Raw genomic sequence first — 24,672 nt, 5'->3', positions numbered from 1 at the left:
ATAGAAAATAATTATACTATCTTTTTATATGCCGTTTAAATAGTTTATACTACTTACTTTAATCAGCTCCTGCAGAGCTGCATATTATCTAGCTAATAATTCAAAATTCTTATTTATCATTTCTAAAAATTCCTTATTGCTCTTAGTCGTAGATAATAAATTAAGAAGTTTTTCCGTTACGCCCAAAGCATTGCCTTCTCTATACATTATTTTTCTTAAATTATATATAGTCTCCATCTCAATCTTTGTAAGCAATAAATCTTCTCTTCTTGTCCCTGATTTGTAGATATCAACAGCTGGGAATATTCTTCTTTCTTGAAGTTTTCTATCCAAGTGAACTTCCATATTACCAGTTCCCTTAAATTCTTCAAAAATCATATCATCCATTCTGCTTCCTGTTTCTACGAGAGCTGTCGCAAGTATAGTTAAACTTCCGCCCTCTTCAATATTTCTAGCTGCTCCAAAGAATTTTTTTGGCATCAAAAGCGCGCTAGGATCAAGTCCTCCAGATAAAGTTCTTCCAGAAGGTGTTATAGTTAAATTGTAAGCCCTAGCAAGCCTAGTTAAACTATCTAGTAAGATAACTACATCTTGACCTTGTTCAACCATTCTTTTAGCTCTTTCAAGCACCATAGAAGCTACTTTTGTATGATGATCTGGTTCTTCATCAAATGTTGAATATATAACTTCGCCTTTAATAGATCTCTGCATGTCAGTTACTTCTTCTGGTCTTTCATCTATTAAAACAACTATTAATTTTACTTTTGGATGATTTATCGAGATACTATTAGCGATTTTTTTAAGAAGTGTCGTTTTTCCTGCTTTTGGCTGTGCTACAATTATGCCTCTTTGTCCTTTACCTATAGGGGAAATAATATCCATCATTCTTGAAGATAAATCGGCTGCATTAGTTTCAAGTATAAGCCTTTGTGTTGGATAAATAGGGGTTAGCTTTTCAAAAGGTTTTCTACCTACTGCTCTCTCTGGATTTTCTCCATTTACCTTCAGTACGTATAGTAAAGCTTTGAATTTTTCGCCTTCCTTAGGTGTTCTAACTTTACCTTCTACTTCATCACCTGTCTTTAAATTAAATCTTCTAATTTGAGATGGTGAAACATAAATATCATCAGAACCCGATAGATAATTGTGTCCTCTTAGAAAACCATAGCTATTATTTTCAATTATTTCGAGCACGCCTCTTGCCGACCCTGATTCATTTATCATTTCTTGCAATTGTTCTTTTTTATTTTCATTTTGATTTTTAAAACCTGTATCAATATTTTCATTAGAAGTAGGTTTAGTAATTGGAGCTGAATTTGTTTCGATATGTTTTTCTGAATTATCTATAACATTTTCTTCAACTGTAGAAGAGCTTTTGGGGCTTATCTTTTCTCTTAAAATTACTCCATCTTTTTGCATAGAAACTTGTGATGCCTTGTTGATTTCTACAATTAACTCACTTTTTTTAAGTTTAGAAATATTTTTAATACCAAGTTCTTTACATCGCTGCCTTAGCTCGACAACTGTAATATTCTCGAAATCTTTATTTATCAAAATCTGCACCTCCGAAGGGTATTTCATATGTAATATCTATTTTATAAATATCATGGAAATTTAAAACGTGTATACTATCCACTGAATTTTTTGAAATGATATATTGTGTTAATTATATCCTATTTCATAATTTTAATCCACTCTATTTAAGATTCTCAGTTTTTGTAGATTCTGAGTTTTATCTAAAATTTTGTTAATTATTTATTAATGTACATTTTTAAGGTTTTTCAACATTTCCCATGAATAAAATAGAATCTGTTTTATTGTCCGTAATGACATATATGAACGGTCTATTTGCAATAAATTTATTTAACTCAAGAGGTTTAACTGATGTTTCCTTCATAATTACAGCAGTGGACGCTGCGGCCTCAGTTCCCTTCTCATCTACATCTATATAACACTTTTGTTTAACAAGAGATATGTATAAATCATTATCCTTGCTCATCTTTGAAAAATCTGCCCCAGGTTTAAACGCTCTTTTCATTCCATAGCCCATTAACATTTTATTTAGCTCTTGCTCATATTCTATGTGAAGTTTTGGCATTTCAACAATACGTTCTTCAGCTTTAAATTGTTTTTTCCACTTATTCCAGTTTTCATAACTCATTTCCTTCATTAATGATTCAACACTACTGTTTGCATTTGGTAGTAAAACATACATACCAAATTTTTTGTCTTTATAAGGTATCCTTATTGCTTCAAAATTATTCTCTTTTAAATATTCTACATTAATATCGCCATTCATCATATCAATCTTTTTACTACTACCATTTGACAAATTAAAGTCCTTCTTCTGAGTGTTCTCCTTTTTAAAAGGTACCGCCCAGTCTCCTTTAAAATACAGAGTATTAACTAAAACCATTGCGGTATCATAATCAAATTTGTCTACGATTTTTTTGATTTTCCCTGCAGTATGCTTAGCTATCCACGTATTTATAGTGTCTGTAGTTTTACTTTTAGAAAAATCTACGTCCCTAATTTCTGATTCATAATATTTTTTACCCATGTTTTTAAATGTTTCTTTAATTTCTGTACCTTTATCAATCCATATGGAGTTTGCCATTTTAACTTTCAGTCCTTCTATACTGTTAAAATTTGCTATGATATTTTTGTATTCGTCATTAATAGTTTTATCATCAATTCCTGACAATTCAATAGCCTTCTTCATTTCTTCCTTAGTACTACCACCAGCTCCATTTTGTGTAATAGACAAAACAGTACTTAAACTCATTGGTGATATAATAGTGTTTATATTTTTATTTACACCTAGAGTTGACTTTAGCATTCTAAATGCCATTATATTATTGGCATCACTAACTTTCTTCACTGGTTGACTAAGCTCTTTTGCTTTTATATTATAATCGCTTATAACTTTATCTGGTCCCTTTTGACTGCAAGCAATACTTAAAGTCATTGCAAGAGACATACCTACTAATAATATTCTTTTATACTTCATTTTGTTTTCGCCTCACCTTATGATTATTTCACTACGCCATAATTGTTTCTAAATGGTAAATATGTATTTATAATTCATATACGAACCAAGTCCATTTAAAGTTTCACTTATCATAAAATCATTGCAAAAAAAAATCCCACAGGGTAGACTTTTTTCATTTGTCCACTCTATAGGATGTAATTTAATATTATTTATCGTTTTCTATCGCTGCTTTAATAAAATCACTAAATAGTACATGAGGGTTATTGGGTCTAGATTTAAGTTCTGGATGAAACTGAACTCCAACAAACCAAGGGTGATCTTTAATTTCAACTATTTCTACTAATTTTCCATCAGGACTTGTTCCCGTAAGTGAAAGTCCCTGCGCAACTACTGCTTTTCTATATTCATTATTAAATTCATATCTATGTCTGTGTCTTTCATATATTACTTCATCTGCATAAGCTTCATGAGCGTTTGAATCTTTTGCTAACTTACATGCATATAAACCAAGTCTCATAGTGCCACCTTTTTCATCCAAATCTTTTTGATCTGGCATTAAATCTATCACTGGATACTTAGTCTCTGGATCAATTTCAGAACTATTAGCTCCGCTTAGTCCTGCTACATTTCTTGCATATTCTATAACAGCACACTGCATACCAAGACATATTCCTAAAAATGGCACTTTGTTTTCTCTTGCATATTTCGTTGCCTCAATTTTACCTTCTATTCCTCTATCACCAAATCCACCTGGAACCAATATTCCGTGAACATCACCTAATATTTCGCTTACATTTTCAGATGTTACATCACAAGCATTTATCCACTTAATTTCTACATTACAATCATTTGCGAGGCCTCCATGACTAAGTGCCTCAACAACAGAAATATATGCATCATGAAGCTCAACATATTTTCCAACTAATGCTATTTTAACATTTCCAGATAAATTTTTTAATCTATCAACCATATCTATCCATGCAGTATTATCTATTTCATGACAGTCTAGTTTTAATTTTTTACATACTAAAGTATCTAATCCTTCATTATGAAGCATAAGTGGTACTTCATATAAATTTTCAGCGTCCAAATTTTGAATTACAGAGTCCGCTTCTAAATTACAGAACATTGCAATTTTAGCCTTCATATCTTCAGATATTTCCTTTTCAGATCTACATACTATGATGTCTGGCTGAATACCTATACTTCTTAGTTCTTTTACAGAATGTTGAGTAGGTTTTGTTTTAAGTTCTCCAGCTTTTCTTAAATATGGTACTAACGTAACATGGATAAAACAAACATTCTCTTTTCCCACTTCATATTGGGCCTGCCTTATAGCTTCTAAAAAAGGTAAAGATTCAATATCTCCAATAGTTCCACCAATTTCAGTTATAACAACATCCACATCTTTTTCTTTAGCTACTCTATAAACTCTTTCTTTTATCTCATTAGTTATATGTGGTATTACTTGTACTGTACCGCCTAAGAAATCGCCTCTTCTTTCTTTTGATATAACAGACCAATATACTTTTCCTGTAGTAACATTACTACTCTTGCTTAGATTCTCATCAATAAATCTCTCATAATGTCCTAAATCTAAATCTGTTTCCGCACCATCATCCGTAACAAAAACTTCCCCATGCTGATATGGACTCATGGTACCTGGATCTACATTTAAATATGGATCAAATTTTTGAATAGAAACCTTAAGACCTCTATTTTTTAAAAGCCTACCTAATGAAGCTGCTGTTATTCCCTTACCTAGAGATGACACTACTCCACCTGTAACAAATATGTACTTAGTACTACTCATAATAACTCCTCCTGTGTTTTATAACTTTTTCTTAATTGCTATTTATTCTTTAAATACTGCTTATGTATTACTTTAAGATTTTTGAAAGTTTATACTAATTATTTTTAAAATAGCTTGACAAATGTTGTTTACAATTTTATAATAGAAATTACCCATTAAATATAATGGTATAGGTTTTTTTAAAAACAATATTAATATCTTATCACATTTTTTTATCATTCACCAGTCTTTTTTTTGTTTTTTTGTTTTTTTTACTTTTAATTTTATTTTCAGTGTTTAAACTTTACATAAACATAATTTAGATTTACCTTGCAATCGGCCTTATACTTCTTAATTTCATCAAATATCTATATTTATATCCCTAATATATTCTCTATTTCAAAATACATCTCTCTAAATTCTTTATTAATGAAAAATCGTTCCTCTGCTTTTTTTAATCCATAATTAGCAGCTCTTTTGCCAGAAATCAAAAAATTCTTATAAGCAATTTCAACATCATCACATTTATGCTTTTGTAATACTAAGAATAATATATACTTACATTCTCTATCTTTTAATATTTTTAATGATTCATGTCTCTTTATACCTTTCACATAACAGATAGCTTCTATTATCTTTTCATAATCAATATTTTTCAACATTAAACCACTCCCAAGTTTTTTGAATTATTTCATCAATTAAATTATTGACATATATTCATAAAAACTATCCATAAAATGAAATTAAAAAATTAAAGCTATATTCTAAATAGAACATAGCCTTAATTTTTATTGTGCTTTAATCTTAATTTCCAAAATCGTACTCAAAACTTGTTGATTTCCTATTATCATATCATAATCTATAAATACATTTCCGCCTCTATTATCTACGTTCATTTTTAGTTCTCTAGTATCAACCGTAAGATCTAATGCTCCATGAGGTGTATTATATAAAGTTAAGTCTCTTGAATATTTTTTAAAGTTCATCTCAGTGTTAGTAGTTCCAGTTCTTATAAGTGTAAATTTTTCTTCATCAATTTTAAATGTAGTAGTAGTTCCTTCCATTCCTGAAATCTCTGTTTCCTCGTATACTGCATAATAGCAATTGTCTTCTTTGTAAAACTTACCAGGTGTTACCACTTCAATTGAATCTCCATCCTCTTCACTATCAGACTGTCTGCTAACTACTGAAATTACTGCGTTCTTCTCCATAAACTTGCCCCTCACTAATTTATAATATAGTTATTTATTTGCTCATCTGTTGCAGGCATTGCATCTATAGACCTATCTAGAGTCTGGTCATCTTTTCCATAACTAATAGATACAACTTTCTCGCCCCGTCCCTTACAATACCTGCCCGTTATTCTTGCTGCGAATTCAATGTCTTCATTTGTAGCAATACCTATTATAGCAACTGTAGAACCGTTATAGTCCTTAGCTAAAAACATCAAATCCTCTCCAGTTAAACATTGTTCTAAAATGTCTCCCTCTTTCTCCGTTCTTGTAGATATAATTTTTGAATCTTTAGACAATCTAAACTGCCTTCCTATTTTCAGTAATTCTAAATCTGTTTTTGTTGGGTTTTCTTTATGATCTAAAAGATCCTTAAGTCTCATAGAATAATTAGGTTCAGTAAGTTTACACCCACCAGCAGGTGATGGATAATCTAAAATACCCCACGACTTCGCAAGTTCCATTTGAACCTTTCTATTTCTTCCTTTTATATCCATAAGCGCTTCTCTATCTATTAGACCATCAATCTCCATTTGAGTTGGATTAAGATTTTTTGCACATAATGGTCTTAATATTTTATGTCCTACTCCGGATTCATTTTTTACTATGTCTAAAGATGATCTGTTTTGAGACATAGGTCTTTGGTTCAAAACTTCTCCTGTAATAATAAAATCAGCATGGAATTTTTCGAGTAATGCTCCACAATACCTCATCATCATGGCATGACAGTCAATACAAGGATTCATATTTTTACCATAACCATGTTTTGGATTTTTCATCATTTCAAAATGTTCATCTGAAAAATCTATAACTTCTAGTGGTATATCTATTTGTTTAACCATTTTCAATGCATTTTTTTCTCCAAAAAAGTTTGATTTAAAGCATATACCAATAACTTCTATTCCTTGATCTTTTACAAGTTTTGCTGCGAGAGTACTATCAAGGCCTCCGGAAATCATAGCCAAAGCTGTTGTCATAAGTATTTCGCCTCTCTTAAGTTACTATTTATTATTTCTTTCAATAGCTAGTTCAATAAGCTCATCAATAAGTTCCACATAAGCTTTACCTGTAGCTTGCCACATTTTAGGGTACATACTTATTTTAGTAAACCCCGGTATAGTATTAACCTCATTTAAATAAATATCTTCTGTTTCTTTATCTACAAGGAAATCCACTCTTGCCATTCCAGCACAATCTAATATTTTATAAATTTTTATAGCTTCATCTTTAACACTCTGTAGTTTTGCTTCATTTAGTGCTGCTGGTATTAAAAGTTTAGATTCCTCGTTTTTATATTTAGCCTCATAATCATAAAACTCTTTTGCTGGGATTACCTCTCCTGGAATAGCAGCCTTTGGATCATCATTTCCAAGCACTCCTACTTCAATTTCCCTTGCATTAATAGCCTGCTCAACTAAAATTTTTCTATCATATTTTAGGGCATCGATGACTCCAACTATTAATTCTTTTTGGTCGTGTGCCTTTGTTATACCTACGGAAGACCCCCCATTAGCCGGTTTAATAAATACTGGATATCCTAATTCATTTTCTATCCTCGATATCAGATTATCTTTATCTTTTACATATTCACTCGCATTTATTACCACATAATCAGCTTGCTTTACATTAAATTTTTCGAGCAAATATTTTGTATATATTTTATCCATGCAAATAGCAGAAGACATTACTCCAGGACCCACACAAGGGATATTGTACAATTTACACATACCTTGAATAGTTCCATCTTCTCCAAAAGAACCATGTAATACTGGGAATACTACATCTACTTCTTTATTAAATAAAACCTTTTGACCCTCTGGCATTTTAAAATACTCGTCTGTTTCCCATTCTCCATTTTCTATATTTTCTACTTTTCCAGTATATTGAAACCATAACCCGTCCTTAGTTATTCCTATAGGGTATATGTCATATTTTGTTTGATCAATGTTTTTCAATACTGATGTTGCTGACGCTCTCGAGACTTCATGTTCTGTAGACTGTCCACCAAATAATATCGCTACTTTCTTTTTCATAAACATTCTCTCCTTATAACCATAATTACTATTATATCATTGCACCTGTTATTTTGTATTTTAATTTTTAAACTTCACCGTACATGATAACACAATTTAAAATTATAATGCTAATTAAAAAATAATTCAACAGAATAAAGGATATATCTGCATTTTATGCACAAATATCCTTTATTAAAATCACTATATTATATTTTTACTATTATTTAGCCCTCTATATTTACTAGATTGTTAGTTTTCCATTAGGTGTATCAATTATTTCTATTATTCTTTGTTCATAACCAGTACTAGCATTAATGTATACTATAAAATCTTTTCCCTTATATGATCCCAAGAATTCATAACATAAAACTTCTTTATTAGTCTCGGTAGGTATAATCGCTAAACTAATTTTGTTTATTTTTAGCCTTTTACCAACCTTTTCTCGTGCTTTAGCTTCGGTTATTTTCGGAGCAACCATTTCTCTCCTTTCTACATGGGAAACTAAAAATTTTTCAGATTCAATTCCTATAATGCTACCATCATCTAAAGCAATCTTAAGTTTTACTTGATCTGGATAAATCGCTACATTGCCTTGCTTATACACATAAGCTACTACCACTGTATTCCCATAGTTTAAAGTGTATGTAGACTCCATATTTTTATATCCTGTTTTGCTAAGAAACTTACTTCCGCCTTCTATTGCCTTTTGGATATTTAATGTTGCCTTACCTATAGTTCTATTATCCAACAAATAAACTACCTTGCCTCCATTTTTACTTATTTCTATTACTGTTTTAGCATCACCTTTATCTCTTCCCTTAAATGATATATAAAATGTATATGTTGGTATATTTGTCTTTCCCACTTGTTGCTTATACTCGACCTTTTCAATTTTATCTTTGCCAAACATATTATTTATTACCTCGACTGCCTTCTTCTCGCTAACTTCCTTTTCAGACAATACTTTAGGCTTTATTTCGACGATATTATCAGAAAAAGGCCCATCATAAATTAATGCTGGATATTGGACTATTTGTTTTTGTATACCTGTAAATCTTTGAGTCACGAGATTTTCACCTGTTTTTGCAATTACCCCACTACTTTTTTTCCTAATTTCTCCCCATTTAACTTTACCTTCATTTATTTCAGAAAGCACACCATTTAATTGTTCTTGAAGTGTATATGATTGCATTTCTAATTTATCAATTACCGCATACTGCTTATCAGTAAGTTCCTTTCCTTCTGATGATACCTGGGCTAAAGTATAACAAAAATCCCCTACTTGAGTTAAAAACTTACTAGTATCTCCAACAACTGCTTGATCAATTGGCAACGAATGTAATTTATCATTTGCAGTGGCAGAATATCTAAAAACCTCTTCGAACACTATTATACTTTGTTCAGGGGAACCAACAATAGCGGATTTACCTAGATTTACTCTTATATTTTGTACAGAGTCGACAAGTTCATACATGTTTTTACTATATTCTGCCTGAAGATAATTTCTATAATCTAATCTTTCCAAAAACATTAATATAGCAAACGTAGTTGAAAACACAACAATCATAGTTGCAATACTTGTATACAAAATCCTTTTCTTTGACATTTTCATATGTTTTCCTCCTGATATTCTACCAAGGTGATATATAAAACATATTGATTTTTATATACCCTATTCGCTATTTAATTTATCCTTAGCTAAATAATTTAGTGAAAATTTCTCCTAGTTTAAATTTAACAATTATTTTTTTGCTACTAACAGTATTGTCTACCATTTTATACTCATCATCGGATAATACTGTTTTCATTTCTTTTTCAGTTTTTTCATAAGACACGTTACCTTTTGTAATATCTACAAAACATAGTGGAGGAAACATTACACACCACCAGTTTTGTCCTTTGCCCGTTCCAATAATTATTCTATAAGCCTCATATTTGCCTTGAGGCAAAGTTATATTTCCATAGGTTTTAACCGGAAAATATTCCTCTGATAACTCTGTAGCCACTGAGTATTTAAAACCATTTTCTTTTATAATCCTTTCCGCAATTTTTTTTATATTTTTATTTTCATTATTTATAATCTTTCTTGACTCTTTTATACTTTTGCAATCCACAATTTTTGGTGATATATATTTTAAAACAGAATCTCTTACTTTTAATTTTAAATTTTGATCTATTTTATCATCACTATTAGCTATTACATGAAATCTTATAAGTTTACTCGCAATATCACTTTGACTTGCTTTTCCACTTAAACTCGTTGAATTTAGAGCTATTAAAATTATAATTATTACGGCAAAACTTGTTAATATAAACTTTTTCATGTTTATCCCCCCCCGGATATAATAAATCTATATTAATACTATTACCATATTATGTAATTATATTCACTGAACTGCTCCAATTCTTCTAATTTCAGTATTAACAATTACCTTTACTGATATTTTTTTATACTCCTCATTCCAATCTTTCTCTATTTTGCTCCATAAATCCGGTTTAAACTTTTCTATATATTCTCTGGTACCAAAGGGATCTATCCCAAATTCTTTTATAGCAATTTCCATGATTTTTTCACATTCTTTACTAATAGACTTATTAAAATTATTTTGTAACCTTTGCAGCTCTCCTTTATCAAGTATTTTTTTCCCTACATAATATTCATTTATCTGCCCCTCAAGGTTGATATTTACATTAATAGTTAACTTACTGCCTTCCTGAGTGACTTTCATTTTTCTTCTATATCCATCTATAACATAATCAACAGGATGACCATCTACATAAATAACTTTTTTACCAACTTTAAACTTACCATTTAACATTTGAATATCTAGTAATTCAAGTGGCGTAAAATATCCTTTTAGTTCATAATCTCGAATTATGGCAGCACCTGTTAACATCAATTCATTTTTTTGCTTATCTATCGTTATTCTAGGTAATAACGCATTGCCATTTTCACTTAATAATATAAGGAATTCATTTAAAGTAGTGCTCATAATCCTAGAATTTTTCTTGCTGTTATCCATAAGTCCTGAAATATAATATTGCGTACTATTTTCTGTCATAGGTTTAAATTTTACATAATCCTGCGCTAAACCGTCTGAAACAACTACCTGCATCATCCTATTTATGCTAGGGTCTCGCTGCAAATAATCTATTATTTCTTTAACCGTATCCTTATGTTTCAATAAATTGCTACTTAATATTAAAAGCTTTGTATGTCCCATGAATATATCTTTACTGCTCTTAGCTGTAGCTTCAGAATACGCATCTTCCATGGAAGATGCATCAGTATTAATATATTTGTCCAAAGCACCTTCACTTTTTCCTGTTACTAGCATACTCATGTCTGGAAATCCATAAGTTACATTGATTTTTTTAATTTGCCTCTCAGGAAATGGATCATCAGATTTAATATCCTTTAACATTTTCTCTTTACCAATATCTTCTCCAGGATCAACAGCTATAGTGGATATAAAGTTTCGCCTATCAATTTCCACCTTATCCCAGCATCCACTTAATAAAATACAACTTAGGATGATCGGTAAAATTTTTTTAAATTTCATCTTTGCTTTCCCCCCTTCCGCGATCTTTACCTTTACCTATAATTAAAATGAGGATCGGTAACACTACAAAAAGAAATATCGCTGTTAATAAAACGGGAGTAGTTTTAAATTGCAAATTATAAATTTCAGCTATATTCTTTGGATATAACGCTATGACATAAATAATAGGCATAATTAAAAGCGAAGATAACTTAGTATCCTTTAACTTAACTACATTTTTTACAATTTCACATGAAAAGAAATAAGTATTAACAAATGTTGTGAAATAAAAGAATATCCAAAATGCCATAACTACCCCTTCCCAGTGTTCTATAAACGTGTCTGGTATATCTAATGACTTTATCATAGTAATAGTTGGCCATAATAACACTTTACTCTGTGCTTTAGAAAACACGGCTAAAACAAAAATCATTATTATCAAATAAAAGATTGTTACAAATGTTACACTCTTTTTTAACACACCTAAACAATCTTTTTTATTTTTAACATATGGAAGAACAAGGTATGTTATTTCTATTCCACCAAAACAAAACAGAATATATTTAGAAGCCTTAAAGTATTCAGATGGCTTATTGTGAAGTACTGGTAATAAGTTTGTGAAGTCCGCATTTATTAAAGTAAGTATTAGAACTGCACATGCCGGAATAAACATAACCCAGAATGATATTTCATTAAACTTAATTAAATCACCTATTTCGCCTCTTACTAAATATGTCGCGGTCAAAATAGTGATCATTAAAATAAATTCTGTAGGAGTTCGCCTTAATAAATATAGTTTAATTACTTCGACAAATTCTCTCATCCCAAGGGACACAATGAATATGCTATAAATTGAAAAAGTAATAGCAACCATCCCTCCGAAGAACTTACCAAAATTATTTTGTAATATACTTGTGAGATCCTCAAAGTTATTTTTCTTCATTACCTTGTATATAAGATACAATAATAAAGAAATTACTATGCCACAAATTATAGTAACTATCCACGCATCACTGCCTACTTTATTTATGACTTCCCTTGGAGCAGAAAAAATTCCTACCCCAACTATCGCTACCACAATGGTTGTAAATAGTCCAAAATCTTCAACTTTTTCTCTATCTGCCATAATATAATGTTCACCTCCAAATAAAAAGCGATTCAATCTATTTCTGTCTTATTTTATCTCCCGTTTCCATATATTTAGGCCTCTCTTTTAGTTCAGATATTGGCTCTCTAATATACATATCTTTCAAATCTTTAATATTGGTATTAACTGCTGGAGCTAAATAAGGTACTCCAAAGCTTTTCATTCTGACTAGATGAATGAGAAGCACAATAAGCCCAATCATTATCCCATAGAAACCTATAATTGCCGAAGCTATAATAAGGAAAAATCTAACAAATCTAAAAGCCATAGAGACCTCAAAGCTCGGGGTTACAAATGTAGTAATTGCAGTGATTGCCACGATAATTATCATTATTGGACTAACTATTCCTGCACTTACTGCCGACTGTCCTATAACAAGTCCTCCAACTATACCAATAGTCGCTCCAATGGGCCTTGGTAACCTAACCACAGCCTCCATAAGTAGCGCAAAAAATATTTCCATGATTATAGCCTCTATAAATGCTGGGAATGGAACACCTTCCCTTGATGCTGCTATAGCGTAGGCTAATTTAGTAGGTATAATATCTGCATGATAGGATGTGATTGCTACATAAAGTGCTGGTGCAGTAAGAGAAATAAAAATAGAAATCATCCTTATAAATCTAACCATAGAACCATGCATCCATCTCTGATAATAATCATCAGGTGATTGAAATAAATTAGGTAATGTAGCTGGAACAATAATTGCAAACGGAGAATTGTCCACAAGAAGTGCTACTCTTCCCTCATATAAAGCTGCAGCGACTACATCCGGCCTCTCTGTACTTTGTATTTGAGGAAAAGGAGAATATTTATTATCCTCTATTAACTGCTCAATGTATGCACTATCAAAAACTGCATCAATGTTTATTTTATCTATTCGGTGCTCAAGCTCATCAAGTACTCCTTTATTTGCTATATCATCAATATACATAATAACCACATCTGTTTTAGATCTAGTTCCTAAGGTTTTACGTTTAATTCGTAGCCTAGTATCTCTAATCCGTCTTCTAATTAACGCGGTATTAAATCTTATAGTTTCTGTAAACCCTTCCCTAGCTCCACGAATTACGGTTTCACCAGATGGATCGCCTACCCCTCTAGCAGGCCAAGAACGCGAAGCAATAACGTAGGCGCAGTCTAACCCATCTATAAACATTAATGTGTCACCAGAAAGTGCAGCATTAACTCCTTCACTCATTTTTTTCACTTCTCGCATATCAGTGACTACAAGCACATTGTCTTTTATTTGTTCTACATTCTCTATTCCATTTGCGGCAAGCATTAGTGGCTCTAACACATAATGATCAAGTAGCAGTTTATCTGCCATTCCATCTATATAGACTAATGATGCCTCCCACTTTCCTACATTAAAGGTTCTAAAAATCATATCCGAGTTATCTTGTAAAAGCTCTTTTAGGTATTTAATGTTTTTTTCTGCTTTTAATTCAATTTTATCGTTTATTTTTTCCTTCATAAGCTTCACTTCCTTACATATATGTATTGTTTAAATATTCGCGCCTATCAAAATATCCACCTTAGTATAAATAGAATGATAGCTATAATTATTGAAATCCAGCCTATGGTGTGCGCTTTTCTACTAAGAATCACACTACCAGACTCCTTAAAAAATCTAACATCTACACTAAGTACAACTGCGCCTTCAATCAACATCATTGCTAAAAAATATATATCAAACAAACCTAATATTCTCATTTGCCACTCCTTGTTTTAGTATAATTAACAAATTAATTCAAGTTATGAAAAACCTATACTTGAATATTTTTATTTTTATTTTATACAGCTAGTTTTTACGACACTTGCGAAAAATATTCACTTATATACATGGTAATAAATATAAAAAACGTGCAAAAATCACAAATGATTTTTACACGTTCTTATATTCTCCTAAAAAATTATATCTAAATTGTTCTTGTTAAATATATTTCTTTATATTGAATTTTAAATTTATCATAACATCTTTGGGCTTTTAACATATCATCGAAGAAAGCAAATATCGTAGGTCCGCTTCCACTCATCATAGAACCCATTGCACCCATTTTAATCATATCTTCTTTTATCCTTTTAAGCACGGGATATTTTCTTAAAGTAACATTTTCAAGCAAGTTTTTCATACCGTTACATACAGCCTCTACCTTTTCTTGTTCCATAGCCTTAATTATTGCATCAGTATCTGGATGCTTAAAAATTTTGGCAATATCTAAATTTTTAAAAACTTCCTTTGTTGATACTCCGAAACTAGGTTTTACCAGTACTAAAATTTGATTTTTAAAAGGCTTAAGGGGCGTAATAATCTCTCCTATCCCTTCACACAATGCAGTTCCTCCCATTATGCAATAGGGAACATCTGCCCCTATTTTTACACCGAGCTTCATAAGTTCATTAACATCCACATCTATTTTAAAAATCTGCGGAAGCGCCTTTAAAACAGCTGCTGCATCTGCACTACCACCCGCCATACCTGCGGCAACCGGGATATTTTTTTTAAGATATATGTTTATGCCTTCATGAATATCATAAGTATCCATAAAAAGTTGTGCAGCTTTATATACTAAATTTTTCTCATCTGTAGGTATGTAAGGTTTATTACAGCTTATATTAATACCCTTATTACATTTTTGAAAGGACAAAGAATCATATAAATCTACATTTTGCATAATCATTTTTAGTAGATGATACCCATCTTCTCTTTTACCTACTACATCTAAAGATATGTTTATTTTTCCATAAGCTTTTACTAACATGATTTTCCTCCAACTCTTATTAACAGTTTCTCAAACTACCGCTTAAATCATCTCCTGGGTCTCTGTATTAACGACTTCAGAGGGAGATTTACACTATGGTTCTTTTCTCATATAATTTTGTCATTAAAATTAGTATATTACAACCTAATTAATATTGCTACACATAATTAAAAATAGGATACCATAATTAAAGCCCCAATGTGTTATTTACAACACATTGGGGCTAATTCCGTCTAAAATAAATATCAATTTTTAAATACACCAAAGGTTATTTAATTAGATAATTATTCTACCTGGTATTATAAGTTTTTGCGAAACTTTTATAACATTAGGATCTTCTATTTGATTAACTCTTGCAATGGCTTGAATTGTAGTATTATATTTTTTAGCTATTTTCCACAATGTATCCGCAACTTGAACTACATAAATTGTAACACTAGCTCTTTTCGAAGGTGCTTCACCCTCTATTGGATAAACATCAACTAAGAATTTCTTTTGTACCATATAATTTACACGTACATACACTTTTACAACAGCCCTAACCGCTATATTTCCTGCCTCAATATCTACATTTATATTCTCCATTGATACTCTACACATGCTGCTCATATTTATCTTAGATCCTAATATATCAGCTCCACATGTGAAAGGAATCTCCTCAGACACAGCAGATAAATATTTTTCTTCATCATCACTTCTATATAACACCGTTACATTCATTATACCGTCAACTATAACCTTATCCTCTATTACCTTTTTATCCGTTATACAAACAGTCGCATTAGTCATAATTATCTTACTTGGAGTGCTTCTGCTACTATCTAATTCTATATCACCCTTAACTAATGTCTCCGTTAATAATTGTCCTTGCATTACATTAAGACCGTAATCTTTTTTATCCATCTCTAGCATCGTAGTTGGTGAATACACATCTTCAATCATATCCACTTCTTCTTTATACATACCTCGTGTATTAGTTTTTATTATAAATTCTACATCAATAATTCTTTTTTCTCCTAAGTCATCTTCCTTAACATCATACTCCATAGCATCTACCTTAAAATCTGTATAATTATCCATATAAGGCTTTACTTCTTCAAAATCTAATTCCTTATTTACCATAACTTCGTGTTCAACATAAATTAGTTCCCTACTATCTTTACCCTTATATATCATATTAATAAGCGCATATGCATTAAGTTGAATTTTTCCTTCGTATAATTTCACTTCTTTTTTATGAATACTAACATCACACTTTATAATTTTAGCAATTTCTGGTTTCTCCATTGGAACTTTTATATTAGCTTTCCCAATAAGTTCACCTTCAAATTTTTTTGTTACCTTATCTATACTAGTAGGATTTTTTAAATATTGTATATCCTTAACTGCTTCAATATCCTTAACTATTTGGAAATTATAATTTTTATATATTTCAGATTTTGATTTTAAAATACCCTCTAGGCATATTTTTCTCTCATTAACTATTCTACACTCCATATGTTCTACAAAACACTCAGCATCGCAAAGCATTTCAGGCATCGCACCCACTATATCTACTGTATTTGAAAATTTAGAATTATATACGACATTCTCAACATCGCTACGCTCTTGATCTTTTGTAATATAAAGCACATTATATTGAATTTCACCTTCTAAAAATACTTTATCTTGAATTATTTCTTTAGAGTTTATAGAAACTTTAACATCTAACATAAGAATTTCTTTTACATCTGGATGAGTATCCGGTATCACGTATTCCTCTTTGACCACTGTATCAACAGTGTTTTCTCCTAGTAATTGTTCATATTCAATATTTTCCCTAATTAAATTTATCTCCATATTATACCTCCTTGTATTTCTATTGGGGTAACATTTACACATGGCTACCCTCCTAAAATACCTACTATATAATATATATATAAACAGTGATCAAAATATGATATTTATTTTTTATAATCGTATAACATAATTCATCATATTTTTTAAATAAAAAAACATATATCATGTAAAACACATTGTTATTGCTAACTAAATGCATTTCACCTAATATATGCCTTGTTAATCCTAAATTCATAAGATTAATTTATAAATATAAAAAACGATACTATGATACAGTATCGCTTATCCTGCAAAAACTATTTGAACCGTCTTTGTCAAAACATCTGAATAACTATACGTCACAGTCCTGTGGGTGTCTTTTTCTAATCTAATAACAAAAATATTTGGATATGTCTTTTCAATAACTCCATTATCCACAAGAATTTTTCTTCTTCCACCATTAGCTTTAAGTGTTACTCTCTCGCCAACATGACTTTCAATTTCATCTTTTATTGAGGTCAATACATTAATTTTTTCCACTGCAAAACACCCTCTTTCCACATTTTATATTATATATTATATTTTTGTTTTTGTCAAGTAGGCATAACATTTTATCACTACTATAACAATTTTGTCAATGTTGATTTTGTGTTAACAAAATTCATTTTCATGGATTATTAGTCATATAATTAATTTTCATCTATTTTATGAACCATTACCCCCTAAAACTCCAGTTTAACGTTAATTGTATTATATTTTATATATAAATTCCTTTACTACATCCCTCTATATATACTTTGATTTAGGAAACCCCTCTCTATACTTACCTCTAGTTTGCAATCCACCTATACCTGCAAGTCCTGTTATAGTATTTTCTATAACGTCTTCTATAGCTACAACGGTTTCTATATTTGTATAGGCTATCTTCTCTGAAACTAAAACAGGATCTAAACAATGGATTAGAACACGATTTGGGGCACTAGCGAAATTAGCACCAGCATCTAAAATTGCCTCATAACACGATTGACATGCACCTGCAAAGATAACTAAATCATCATAGTTACTATTATAAGATCTAAGAGCAATAACCGTCTCTACAAAATATTTTGAATTTCTATAATTATCTAAATTCATATAATCATTTATTCCCTTCACCATGCCATCATGCCCCGTAATCACTACTATATCAGGCTTAACTTCTTTAACAAGATTTACTATCTCATTTGCTTGGTCTTTTTCAGATATTACTCTACCTACAGCATCCAAAGATAACTGTTTATAAGTCTTTAGACAAACTTCTAAGTATTCAGAGTCACCATCCACATGCAATATTTTTCCTGGTCTTCCGAAAGTCATATTTTTGTTTTTGTAATCTTTGTATTTTTCTTTTTTTGATTGTAATTCTTTAATTTTTCCTTTAAAATCAATTGCTTCTGATTTATCTCCCCTAGTACCTTTAACCCTATTAATTAATATTTTTTTAATAGATTCATTTACTTTTTTATTAAAAACCCTATCAATTTCATAAATAACATCTTCTGACACTAATTGTAAATCGTCGCTTGTTGAATCCGCTTCTATTCTTAAATTTATTCCCTTAAGTAAAAACACATCTTTATTATCTCTAATCACAACATCCATTATTTTAAAAGTAATGTCTCCACCGTAAGATTTTCTTACTACAATATCTCCTATTTTCACAAATCCACCTCCACATTTAATCTCATATTATATATTATGAAATTATAGCTAATAGGTGAGCATGAAAAAGTTATGTAAATATTTCATCTACATAACTTTAATGAATAGTGTGCTTCATATTATTTCTGATTGTATACTCTTTTATAATCTTCAATAAATACCATAAACTTTTCTTTTTCAGAAATTAACTCCTCCATCTTCTTGTTAAAAGTGTTTTGAATCCACGTAACTTCATTATAGTAGTATCTATTGCAAAGTCTCCAGTAACGTTGTGGGAACACTAGAAATGCATATACAAGTCTGTACTCTTCTAATGACAGAGGATTTACACTACTGTATGCCTCTAATACTATTTCAGCATACTTTATGTCCCAATCCTGCTTTTTAAGCATTTTGATTAAAAAATTAGATAAATCATATGCTTTTACTTCTCTTTTGCAATAATCAAAATCAATTATGTTTACATCATTATTTTTATCAACAATAATATTATGATAAGTATAATCATGATGGCAAAACCCTTTTTCTTCTTCTGTTTGCCTACATATGTCAAAATACCTTGAGTCCTCGAGTATCGCCATAGCTCTTTTTCCGAGTATCTTTTGATCCTCTACACTCCTAATATAGTTCATATCAAAATCCGTTTTAAAATTCTTCTTTTTTCTAATCATTCCCTGCATTTTATCAAATGACTTTATTCTTTTTTCCATTAAATTAGGCCATCTTCCAAGATCTGTTTTTAACTTACTGTTTTCTGGTGGATCATACCCCTTTGATGCAATATGCATGAAAGCTAAGTTTTTTGCAGCTAAAACCAAATCCTCTTCATTTCGAAAATCACACTCGCGACCATCTATCCACTTTGAAAGTGTGTAAATATCTTCATTAACTAATGCATAAGGATTTCCTTCAGTATTCAAAAAATATCTATCCACCTTGTCAAAGCCATTATTTGCAAGATGTTCTTTAGCTCCGTATACAAACAAAAGTTTTTGTGTACCATAACTTATTTTTTTTAGACACTTAGCTCCATCATCTGTCTTTAGTAAATACACTCCCTTGTTAGGACGTATACTTTCTATTTTAATGCCATACTGTCTTTCAATTTCAAATTCCCTCATCATATTACTCACCCCCTATATCATTTATATTACTAATATTTTATTTTAGAATAAATTCTTGAATATTTTAATAACATTTATGCTTTCTTTTAATATAATAAAATATATAGATATATTAAATCGTTGTTTAAGGAGTCTTAAAATGAAAATTGGAATTGATGCTAGAGCTGCAAAGTGGTATAGAGGAACTGGTATAGGAACTTATTCTTACCAACTAATTAACTCTTTAAATAAAATTGATAATTACAATGATTATTCGCTTTTTGTGCCAAACGACTGTAATCTAGGTATACCATTTAAAAATAATTTCCATATAAAACCTATTAAGCAGGAAAAACAAGATAACTTCTGGAATGAAGTAAATGTCTCTAACCCATTACTAGACAAGTCTATAGATATATACCATGTCCCTCAAAATGGTATTGGTTTACCTGTTAGCAAAGATTGCCCCTTTGTTATTACGCTACATGATATTATTCCATATAAAATGCCAGATACCGTAGGTGATCAATATCTTAAAATTTTTAATGAAAAATTACCAAACATCATTCCTATGTGTGATGGAATAATTACTGTGTCGGAGTATTCAAAAGAAGATATTATTAAAGCTTTTAACTTTCCGAGGGAAAAAATATACGTTACCTATTTAGCTAGTGAGGATATTTATAAACCCTATGATAAAACTTTTAGTAAATCTATAGTTGAAAAAAACTATTCTATTACAGGGGACTATATTTTATATATTGGAGGGTTCAGTCCTAGAAAAAATATTCTTGGGTTACTTGATTCATTTAGCATGCTTCTTCCGAGATTAAAAAAAGACATAAAATTAGTCATTGCAGGTAGCAAAGGTAAATCCTATGACATATATAAAAAAAGAGCACAAGCTCTTCACATTGATGATAAAGTAGTCTTTCCAGGCTTTATATCTATGAACCATATACCCTTCATGTACAATGCTTGTGAGCTCTTTGTATATCCTTCATTTTATGAAGGTTTTGGTCTACCACCAATTGAAGCAATGGCCTGTGGAATACCTGTAATAACCTCAAATGTCACATCTATACCTGAAATAGTTAAAGATTCAACACTTCTTGTAAATCCTTATGACATTAATGAGTTAAGTGAAAAAATGTACAATGTGCTTCATGATGATCTCTTAAGGCAATCCCTTATAACTAAAGGATTAAAAAGAGCTTCTACCTTAACTTGGGATAATACAGCTGCAAGCACTCTAATTGCTTATCAAAACATACTAGAAACAAACAAAATATAATTTCACTACGTTAAACCCCCACATAGTGCTTTTATCACTAAGTGGGGGTTTTTCTAGCATTTATAATGATTTTTAAAGTCTTCTAAAAACTTTTCTCTATCCTCTTTATACTCTACTTTCTTCTTTAATCTATTTAAAAATACCTCTTCACTCCATTGTTTTTTTCTTGTATAATAGTCTTTCGATATACTATAGAAATCCTCAGGAAAACTAAGCATACCATAAAGCACCTTGAGTTCCCTATCATCTAATGGGTTTACCCCTGTATATTCTTGTAAAATACTGCTACATTTATCTTTATCATAACAAAAATTTTTTATTACTTTATTAATAAAATTACAAACGTCATGAACTCTTAAATCTACAATAGCATAATCAAAATCTAAAAAGTACACTTCTCCCTTATTAATTAATATATTATGATGAGCCAAATCATGATGACAAAATACGATTTTTTCTTTTTCAGCGCATAATTCGTAATAATTTGATCCCTTAATAATATCTATACTTTCTTTTATATTTTCAGCGTAATATTGTACATGCTCTAAAAATATATCATCGAATTCATTTTTATTTTCATTTAGGGTTGCTATGCTTTTAAAAAACATAAGTTCATCTAATTTATTCTTATAATTCTGTATAATCTTACCACCTAAGTACCGCTTCTCATTCTTTGCAAGTAGCCTTTCAAATTCTTCCTTATGCATAAGGCCTTGTGATGCTTTATGAAGCTCAGCTATTGCTCTAGACGCAAGATTTACATCAACTGGATTACTATACTCACACTCTCTCCCTTCTACTAGATTCATAATGCAATATATATCACTTTTCCATGGAACATATATTAATTCAGATTTCGTCTTTTCAAATTGAATAATTCTATCAAAATTATTATTTCTAATGTACTCAATACCATAATTAATAAATTCAAGTAACTCTATACTGTAGCTTACCTTTTTTAAAACTTTATTACCTTTATTTGTATCAAGTATAAAAACCTTTCTTACTGGAATAACATCATAAACCACAAGATCAAATTTGCTAAATAAATTTACATCTAGATCATATTTGCTTAAATACGCCTTATCCTTGTATCTAACGTCTAACATATTGTCACCTCTCTAGTTTCCATTTTACTAATTTAAAATAAAGGATCTCCATCTTGAACTAAAGCTTTTTTAAGCCTCTGTGAAAACTTATCCTCATGCCACACTCTTTTACCTGATCTATATCTATTACAACATTTCATGAACTCATGAGGATATGAGATTAATGCTATTAAAAATTTTTCACTATCAGCATCTAGTCCTTCGATATAACAAAATTCTTTAGTGAGCTTACCAAAATTAAGCTTTGCTCCTTTTCTTTTTAACCTGCTAAGTAAAGGGAGACAATCCATCTCCACCATGTTGTAACTACAATTATTAAAATCAACCACGTAAATAAAATCACTCCTCCTAAGGTTTTGAAAATCTGTATTCCCTAAGCATATTTCGGATCTCCTCATACTTCTTGTTATAATTTCTAAATAATTTGAATCCTTCACTTTCCTTATACACTCTTCTCCTCTATCAATAACTTTTTCCCCATATTTAATAATTATTTCTTCAAATGAATTTTGAGGTCCATCTTTTTTAATGTTATTTATATCTACCGTAAGCTTTTTGATAGATTTTTTATACTCTTCTACTGTCTTACCCGTGTTGTTATTTAATCTATTTCTAAGATAACCATTAAATCCCATACATTTTTCATGTACTGTATAAATAGCAACGAACTGCTTTATTACTAATTCTTCTGGTATGTCTATCTCTGCATTTTTATACTTAAACTCAATAACATTTGCCTTTTTAATATCCTTAAACATCATATAGTCAGAAAAATCATTATAGATGCTTATTGCCACTTGCATCACCTCAAATTCAATCTATTAATTGCTATACTATAGCCTCGTGCTATATACTATAGCGTCGCGCTATTTACTATAGCGTCGCGCTATTTATTTTTTTTACAACTTTTATCCATTTTTCTTAAAATTTCCTTATGCTGAAACTCTAACTCATTAAGTTTTTTTTGTCTTCTCCTTATTTTTTTAAGTTTTTTAACTTCATCCTTCATATTATCAAGCTTCATATCATATTCCTCAACAGTTGATTCTTGTACTTCACTTATGTCAAATTCAGGCTCATCCATACACATCTCTTTTTTGCTTTTCCCCATAATATTACCTCCCATATTTTATTTTTCTAAACTTATCAATAAGAATTTGTTTCTCATCTTTGTCCTCATTCATCTTTTCAAGTTTCTTTAAGAAAAACTCTTCTCCCCAATTCTTTTTTTCCCAATAATATTGAATTCCTATTTGCCAATACTCTTGAGGAAATTCCATAAATGCTGCCATTACCTCTATGTCACTTTTGTATATTGGAAATGTCTCATCATACTCATACATTATGAAAAGTGCATTTTCAAGGTTCCATTTACCGTTTTTCATTCTCCTTATTAGAAGACTACTTAAATCATGCAAATGAGTGTCTAAGATGCAATAATCAAAATCAATTACACTCACGCCCCCACTTTTCTCAAGTAACACATTATGATGCGCGTAATCATGATGACAGAACCCCCTATGTTTAATTTCTTCCTTCATCTTACTTACGTATTCGCTTTTATACAGGTTATTTACTGCTTTATTACCCCTTTCTAGCTCACCTTGCATAATTTTCAAATAGTTACTATCAAATTCTGTAAAACATTTTTTTTCACTTATCCTTCTCTTAAAATCTAATATTTCATTTCCGCGAGTTTTAAAAGTTTCTATCCACTTAAGCCATGCTATTCTAGGTTTCATATCAGGTGTAACTTTAAAATTCAGACTTTTTTTATGAAGTTCTGCAAGTTTTGATGTACATAATTTTATTTCTGCTAAGTTATCGTAATCGCATTCTCTTGCATCTACCCATAGTGTTAAATAAGCATATTTATTTTGGAGTGTTATATACTCCTTTTGATCGTTAGTCTCAATAATTTCAGGTATACTTTGAAATCCATTATTCTGCAAATGTTTTATAGCGCCAATAATAAATAAAAAATGTCCAAGTTCATAATTAACTATTTTCAAACAATACACATTATCTCTAGTTTCTATCCTATAAACGTTTTTTATTTTTTCTATATTATTAATGTTAAGAGAATAATTATTCTTTACTATCTCCTTTACCTCTTGTATTTCCAAATCAATGCCTCCGAATTATTGTTCTATTGCAATATA

The 24,672-nt window shown here is 30.3% G+C and carries 23 protein-coding genes; 1 reads left to right on the top strand and 22 read right to left on the bottom strand.

Annotated elements, in window-relative coordinates; all coding sequences use genetic code 11:
- Nucleotides 1-84: 84 nt before the first annotated feature.
- From rho to KPL54_RS07240, 18 genes are all read right to left on the bottom strand, one after another.
- Nucleotides 85-1,554, bottom strand: coding sequence for a transcription termination factor Rho (gene rho, locus KPL54_RS07320; protein WP_216105950.1), 1,470 nt, complete (start codon nt 1,552-1,554; stop codon nt 85-87).
- A 217-nt stretch (nt 1,555-1,771) separates the two neighbouring features.
- Entirely contained in the window at nt 1,772-3,010 is a 1,239-nt protein-coding gene (locus KPL54_RS07315; protein WP_216105949.1) for a serpin family protein, read from the bottom strand.
- Nucleotides 3,011-3,197: 187 nt separating this feature from the next.
- Nucleotides 3,198-4,805, bottom strand: a complete 1,608-nt coding sequence (locus KPL54_RS07310; protein ID WP_216105948.1) for a CTP synthase — start codon at nt 4,803-4,805, stop codon at nt 3,198-3,200.
- A 353-nt stretch (nt 4,806-5,158) separates the two neighbouring features.
- On the bottom strand, nt 5,159-5,446 hold the full coding sequence (locus tag KPL54_RS07305) for a ribose-5-phosphate isomerase (RefSeq protein ID WP_216105947.1): 288 nt from the start codon (nt 5,444-5,446) through the stop codon (nt 5,159-5,161).
- A 126-nt stretch (nt 5,447-5,572) separates the two neighbouring features.
- The gene (locus tag KPL54_RS07300) at nt 5,573-5,995 is read right to left on the bottom strand and encodes a DUF1934 domain-containing protein (RefSeq protein ID WP_216105946.1); all 423 of its coding nucleotides are present in this window, start codon (nt 5,993-5,995) and stop codon (nt 5,573-5,575) included.
- 14 nt (nt 5,996-6,009) lie between these two features.
- Entirely contained in the window at nt 6,010-6,993 is a 984-nt protein-coding gene (locus KPL54_RS07295) for a tRNA 4-thiouridine(8) synthase ThiI (RefSeq protein ID WP_216105945.1), read from the bottom strand.
- Between the two features lie 24 nt (nt 6,994-7,017).
- The gene (locus tag KPL54_RS07290; protein WP_216105944.1) at nt 7,018-8,049 is read right to left on the bottom strand and encodes a D-alanine--D-alanine ligase family protein; all 1,032 of its coding nucleotides are present in this window, start codon (nt 8,047-8,049) and stop codon (nt 7,018-7,020) included.
- A 223-nt stretch (nt 8,050-8,272) separates the two neighbouring features.
- The gene (gene ypeB, locus KPL54_RS07285) at nt 8,273-9,643 is read right to left on the bottom strand and encodes a germination protein YpeB (RefSeq protein WP_216105943.1); all 1,371 of its coding nucleotides are present in this window, start codon (nt 9,641-9,643) and stop codon (nt 8,273-8,275) included.
- A gap of 82 nt (nt 9,644-9,725) precedes the next feature.
- Nucleotides 9,726-10,355: a stage II sporulation protein R gene (gene spoIIR, locus KPL54_RS07280; RefSeq protein ID WP_216105942.1), complete on the bottom strand. Its 630-nt coding sequence runs from the start codon at nt 10,353-10,355 to the stop codon at nt 9,726-9,728.
- A gap of 63 nt (nt 10,356-10,418) precedes the next feature.
- Nucleotides 10,419-11,594 carry a Ger(x)C family spore germination protein gene (locus KPL54_RS26010; protein ID WP_253203380.1) on the bottom strand — a complete coding sequence of 392 codons (1,176 nt, stop codon included), beginning with the start codon at nt 11,592-11,594 and terminating at the stop codon, nt 10,419-10,421.
- Entirely contained in the window at nt 11,584-12,699 is a 1,116-nt protein-coding gene (locus tag KPL54_RS26005; RefSeq protein WP_253203379.1) for a GerAB/ArcD/ProY family transporter, read from the bottom strand. Before KPL54_RS26005 ends, KPL54_RS26010 begins: the two co-directional genes overlap by 11 nt.
- Before the next feature lie 37 nt (nt 12,700-12,736).
- Nucleotides 12,737-14,197, bottom strand: a complete 1,461-nt coding sequence (locus KPL54_RS07270) for a spore germination protein (protein ID WP_216105941.1) — start codon at nt 14,195-14,197, stop codon at nt 12,737-12,739.
- Nucleotides 14,198-14,244: 47 nt separating this feature from the next.
- Nucleotides 14,245-14,436, bottom strand: a complete 192-nt coding sequence (locus tag KPL54_RS07265) for a CLC_0170 family protein (protein ID WP_216105940.1) — start codon at nt 14,434-14,436, stop codon at nt 14,245-14,247.
- Nucleotides 14,437-14,642: 206 nt separating this feature from the next.
- On the bottom strand, nt 14,643-15,485 hold the full coding sequence (gene ispE, locus KPL54_RS07260; RefSeq protein ID WP_216105939.1) for a 4-(cytidine 5'-diphospho)-2-C-methyl-D-erythritol kinase: 843 nt from the start codon (nt 15,483-15,485) through the stop codon (nt 14,643-14,645).
- A gap of 276 nt (nt 15,486-15,761) precedes the next feature.
- The gene (locus KPL54_RS07255) at nt 15,762-17,324 is read right to left on the bottom strand and encodes a DUF3794 and LysM peptidoglycan-binding domain-containing protein (protein ID WP_216105938.1); all 1,563 of its coding nucleotides are present in this window, start codon (nt 17,322-17,324) and stop codon (nt 15,762-15,764) included.
- 282 nt (nt 17,325-17,606) lie between these two features.
- Complete coding sequence (locus tag KPL54_RS07250; protein WP_071611048.1) at nt 17,607-17,843, bottom strand: Veg family protein; 237 nt, start codon at nt 17,841-17,843, stop codon at nt 17,607-17,609.
- Nucleotides 17,844-18,089: 246 nt separating this feature from the next.
- Complete coding sequence (gene yabG / locus KPL54_RS07245; protein ID WP_216105937.1) at nt 18,090-19,004, bottom strand: sporulation peptidase YabG; 915 nt, start codon at nt 19,002-19,004, stop codon at nt 18,090-18,092.
- A gap of 119 nt (nt 19,005-19,123) precedes the next feature.
- Complete coding sequence (locus KPL54_RS07240; protein WP_216105936.1) at nt 19,124-20,128, bottom strand: CotS family spore coat protein; 1,005 nt, start codon at nt 20,126-20,128, stop codon at nt 19,124-19,126.
- A gap of 139 nt (nt 20,129-20,267) precedes the next feature.
- On the opposite strand from KPL54_RS07240, the gene KPL54_RS07235 reads away from it, so the two are divergent.
- Nucleotides 20,268-21,401, top strand: a complete 1,134-nt coding sequence (locus KPL54_RS07235) for a glycosyltransferase family 4 protein (RefSeq protein ID WP_216105935.1) — start codon at nt 20,268-20,270, stop codon at nt 21,399-21,401.
- Between the two features lie 53 nt (nt 21,402-21,454).
- On the opposite strand, the gene KPL54_RS07230 is transcribed toward KPL54_RS07235, so the two are convergent.
- The 4 genes from KPL54_RS07230 to KPL54_RS07215 all read right to left on the bottom strand — a co-directional run bounded on the left by KPL54_RS07230 (nt 21,455) and on the right by KPL54_RS07215 (nt 24,636).
- Nucleotides 21,455-22,510 (bottom strand): CotS family spore coat protein, encoded by a 1,056-nt coding sequence (locus KPL54_RS07230; RefSeq protein WP_216105934.1) that lies wholly within the window; start codon nt 22,508-22,510, stop codon nt 21,455-21,457.
- 32 nt (nt 22,511-22,542) lie between these two features.
- The gene (locus KPL54_RS07225) at nt 22,543-23,307 is read right to left on the bottom strand and encodes a hypothetical protein (protein ID WP_216105933.1); all 765 of its coding nucleotides are present in this window, start codon (nt 23,305-23,307) and stop codon (nt 22,543-22,545) included.
- 89 nt (nt 23,308-23,396) lie between these two features.
- Nucleotides 23,397-23,621 carry a hypothetical protein gene (locus KPL54_RS07220; protein WP_216105932.1) on the bottom strand — a complete coding sequence of 75 codons (225 nt, stop codon included), beginning with the start codon at nt 23,619-23,621 and terminating at the stop codon, nt 23,397-23,399.
- Between the two features lie 4 nt (nt 23,622-23,625).
- Nucleotides 23,626-24,636: a CotS family spore coat protein gene (locus KPL54_RS07215; protein ID WP_216105931.1), complete on the bottom strand. Its 1,011-nt coding sequence runs from the start codon at nt 24,634-24,636 to the stop codon at nt 23,626-23,628.
- Nucleotides 24,637-24,672: the final 36 nt, after the last annotated feature.

The organism is Clostridium estertheticum (assembly GCF_018861295.1).
Classification (GTDB): Bacteria; Bacillota; Clostridia; order Clostridiales; family Clostridiaceae; genus Clostridium_AD; species Clostridium_AD estertheticum_D.
The sequence above is the reverse complement of the archived record's forward strand: the minus strand, read 5'-3'. Positions and strand labels throughout refer to the sequence as shown.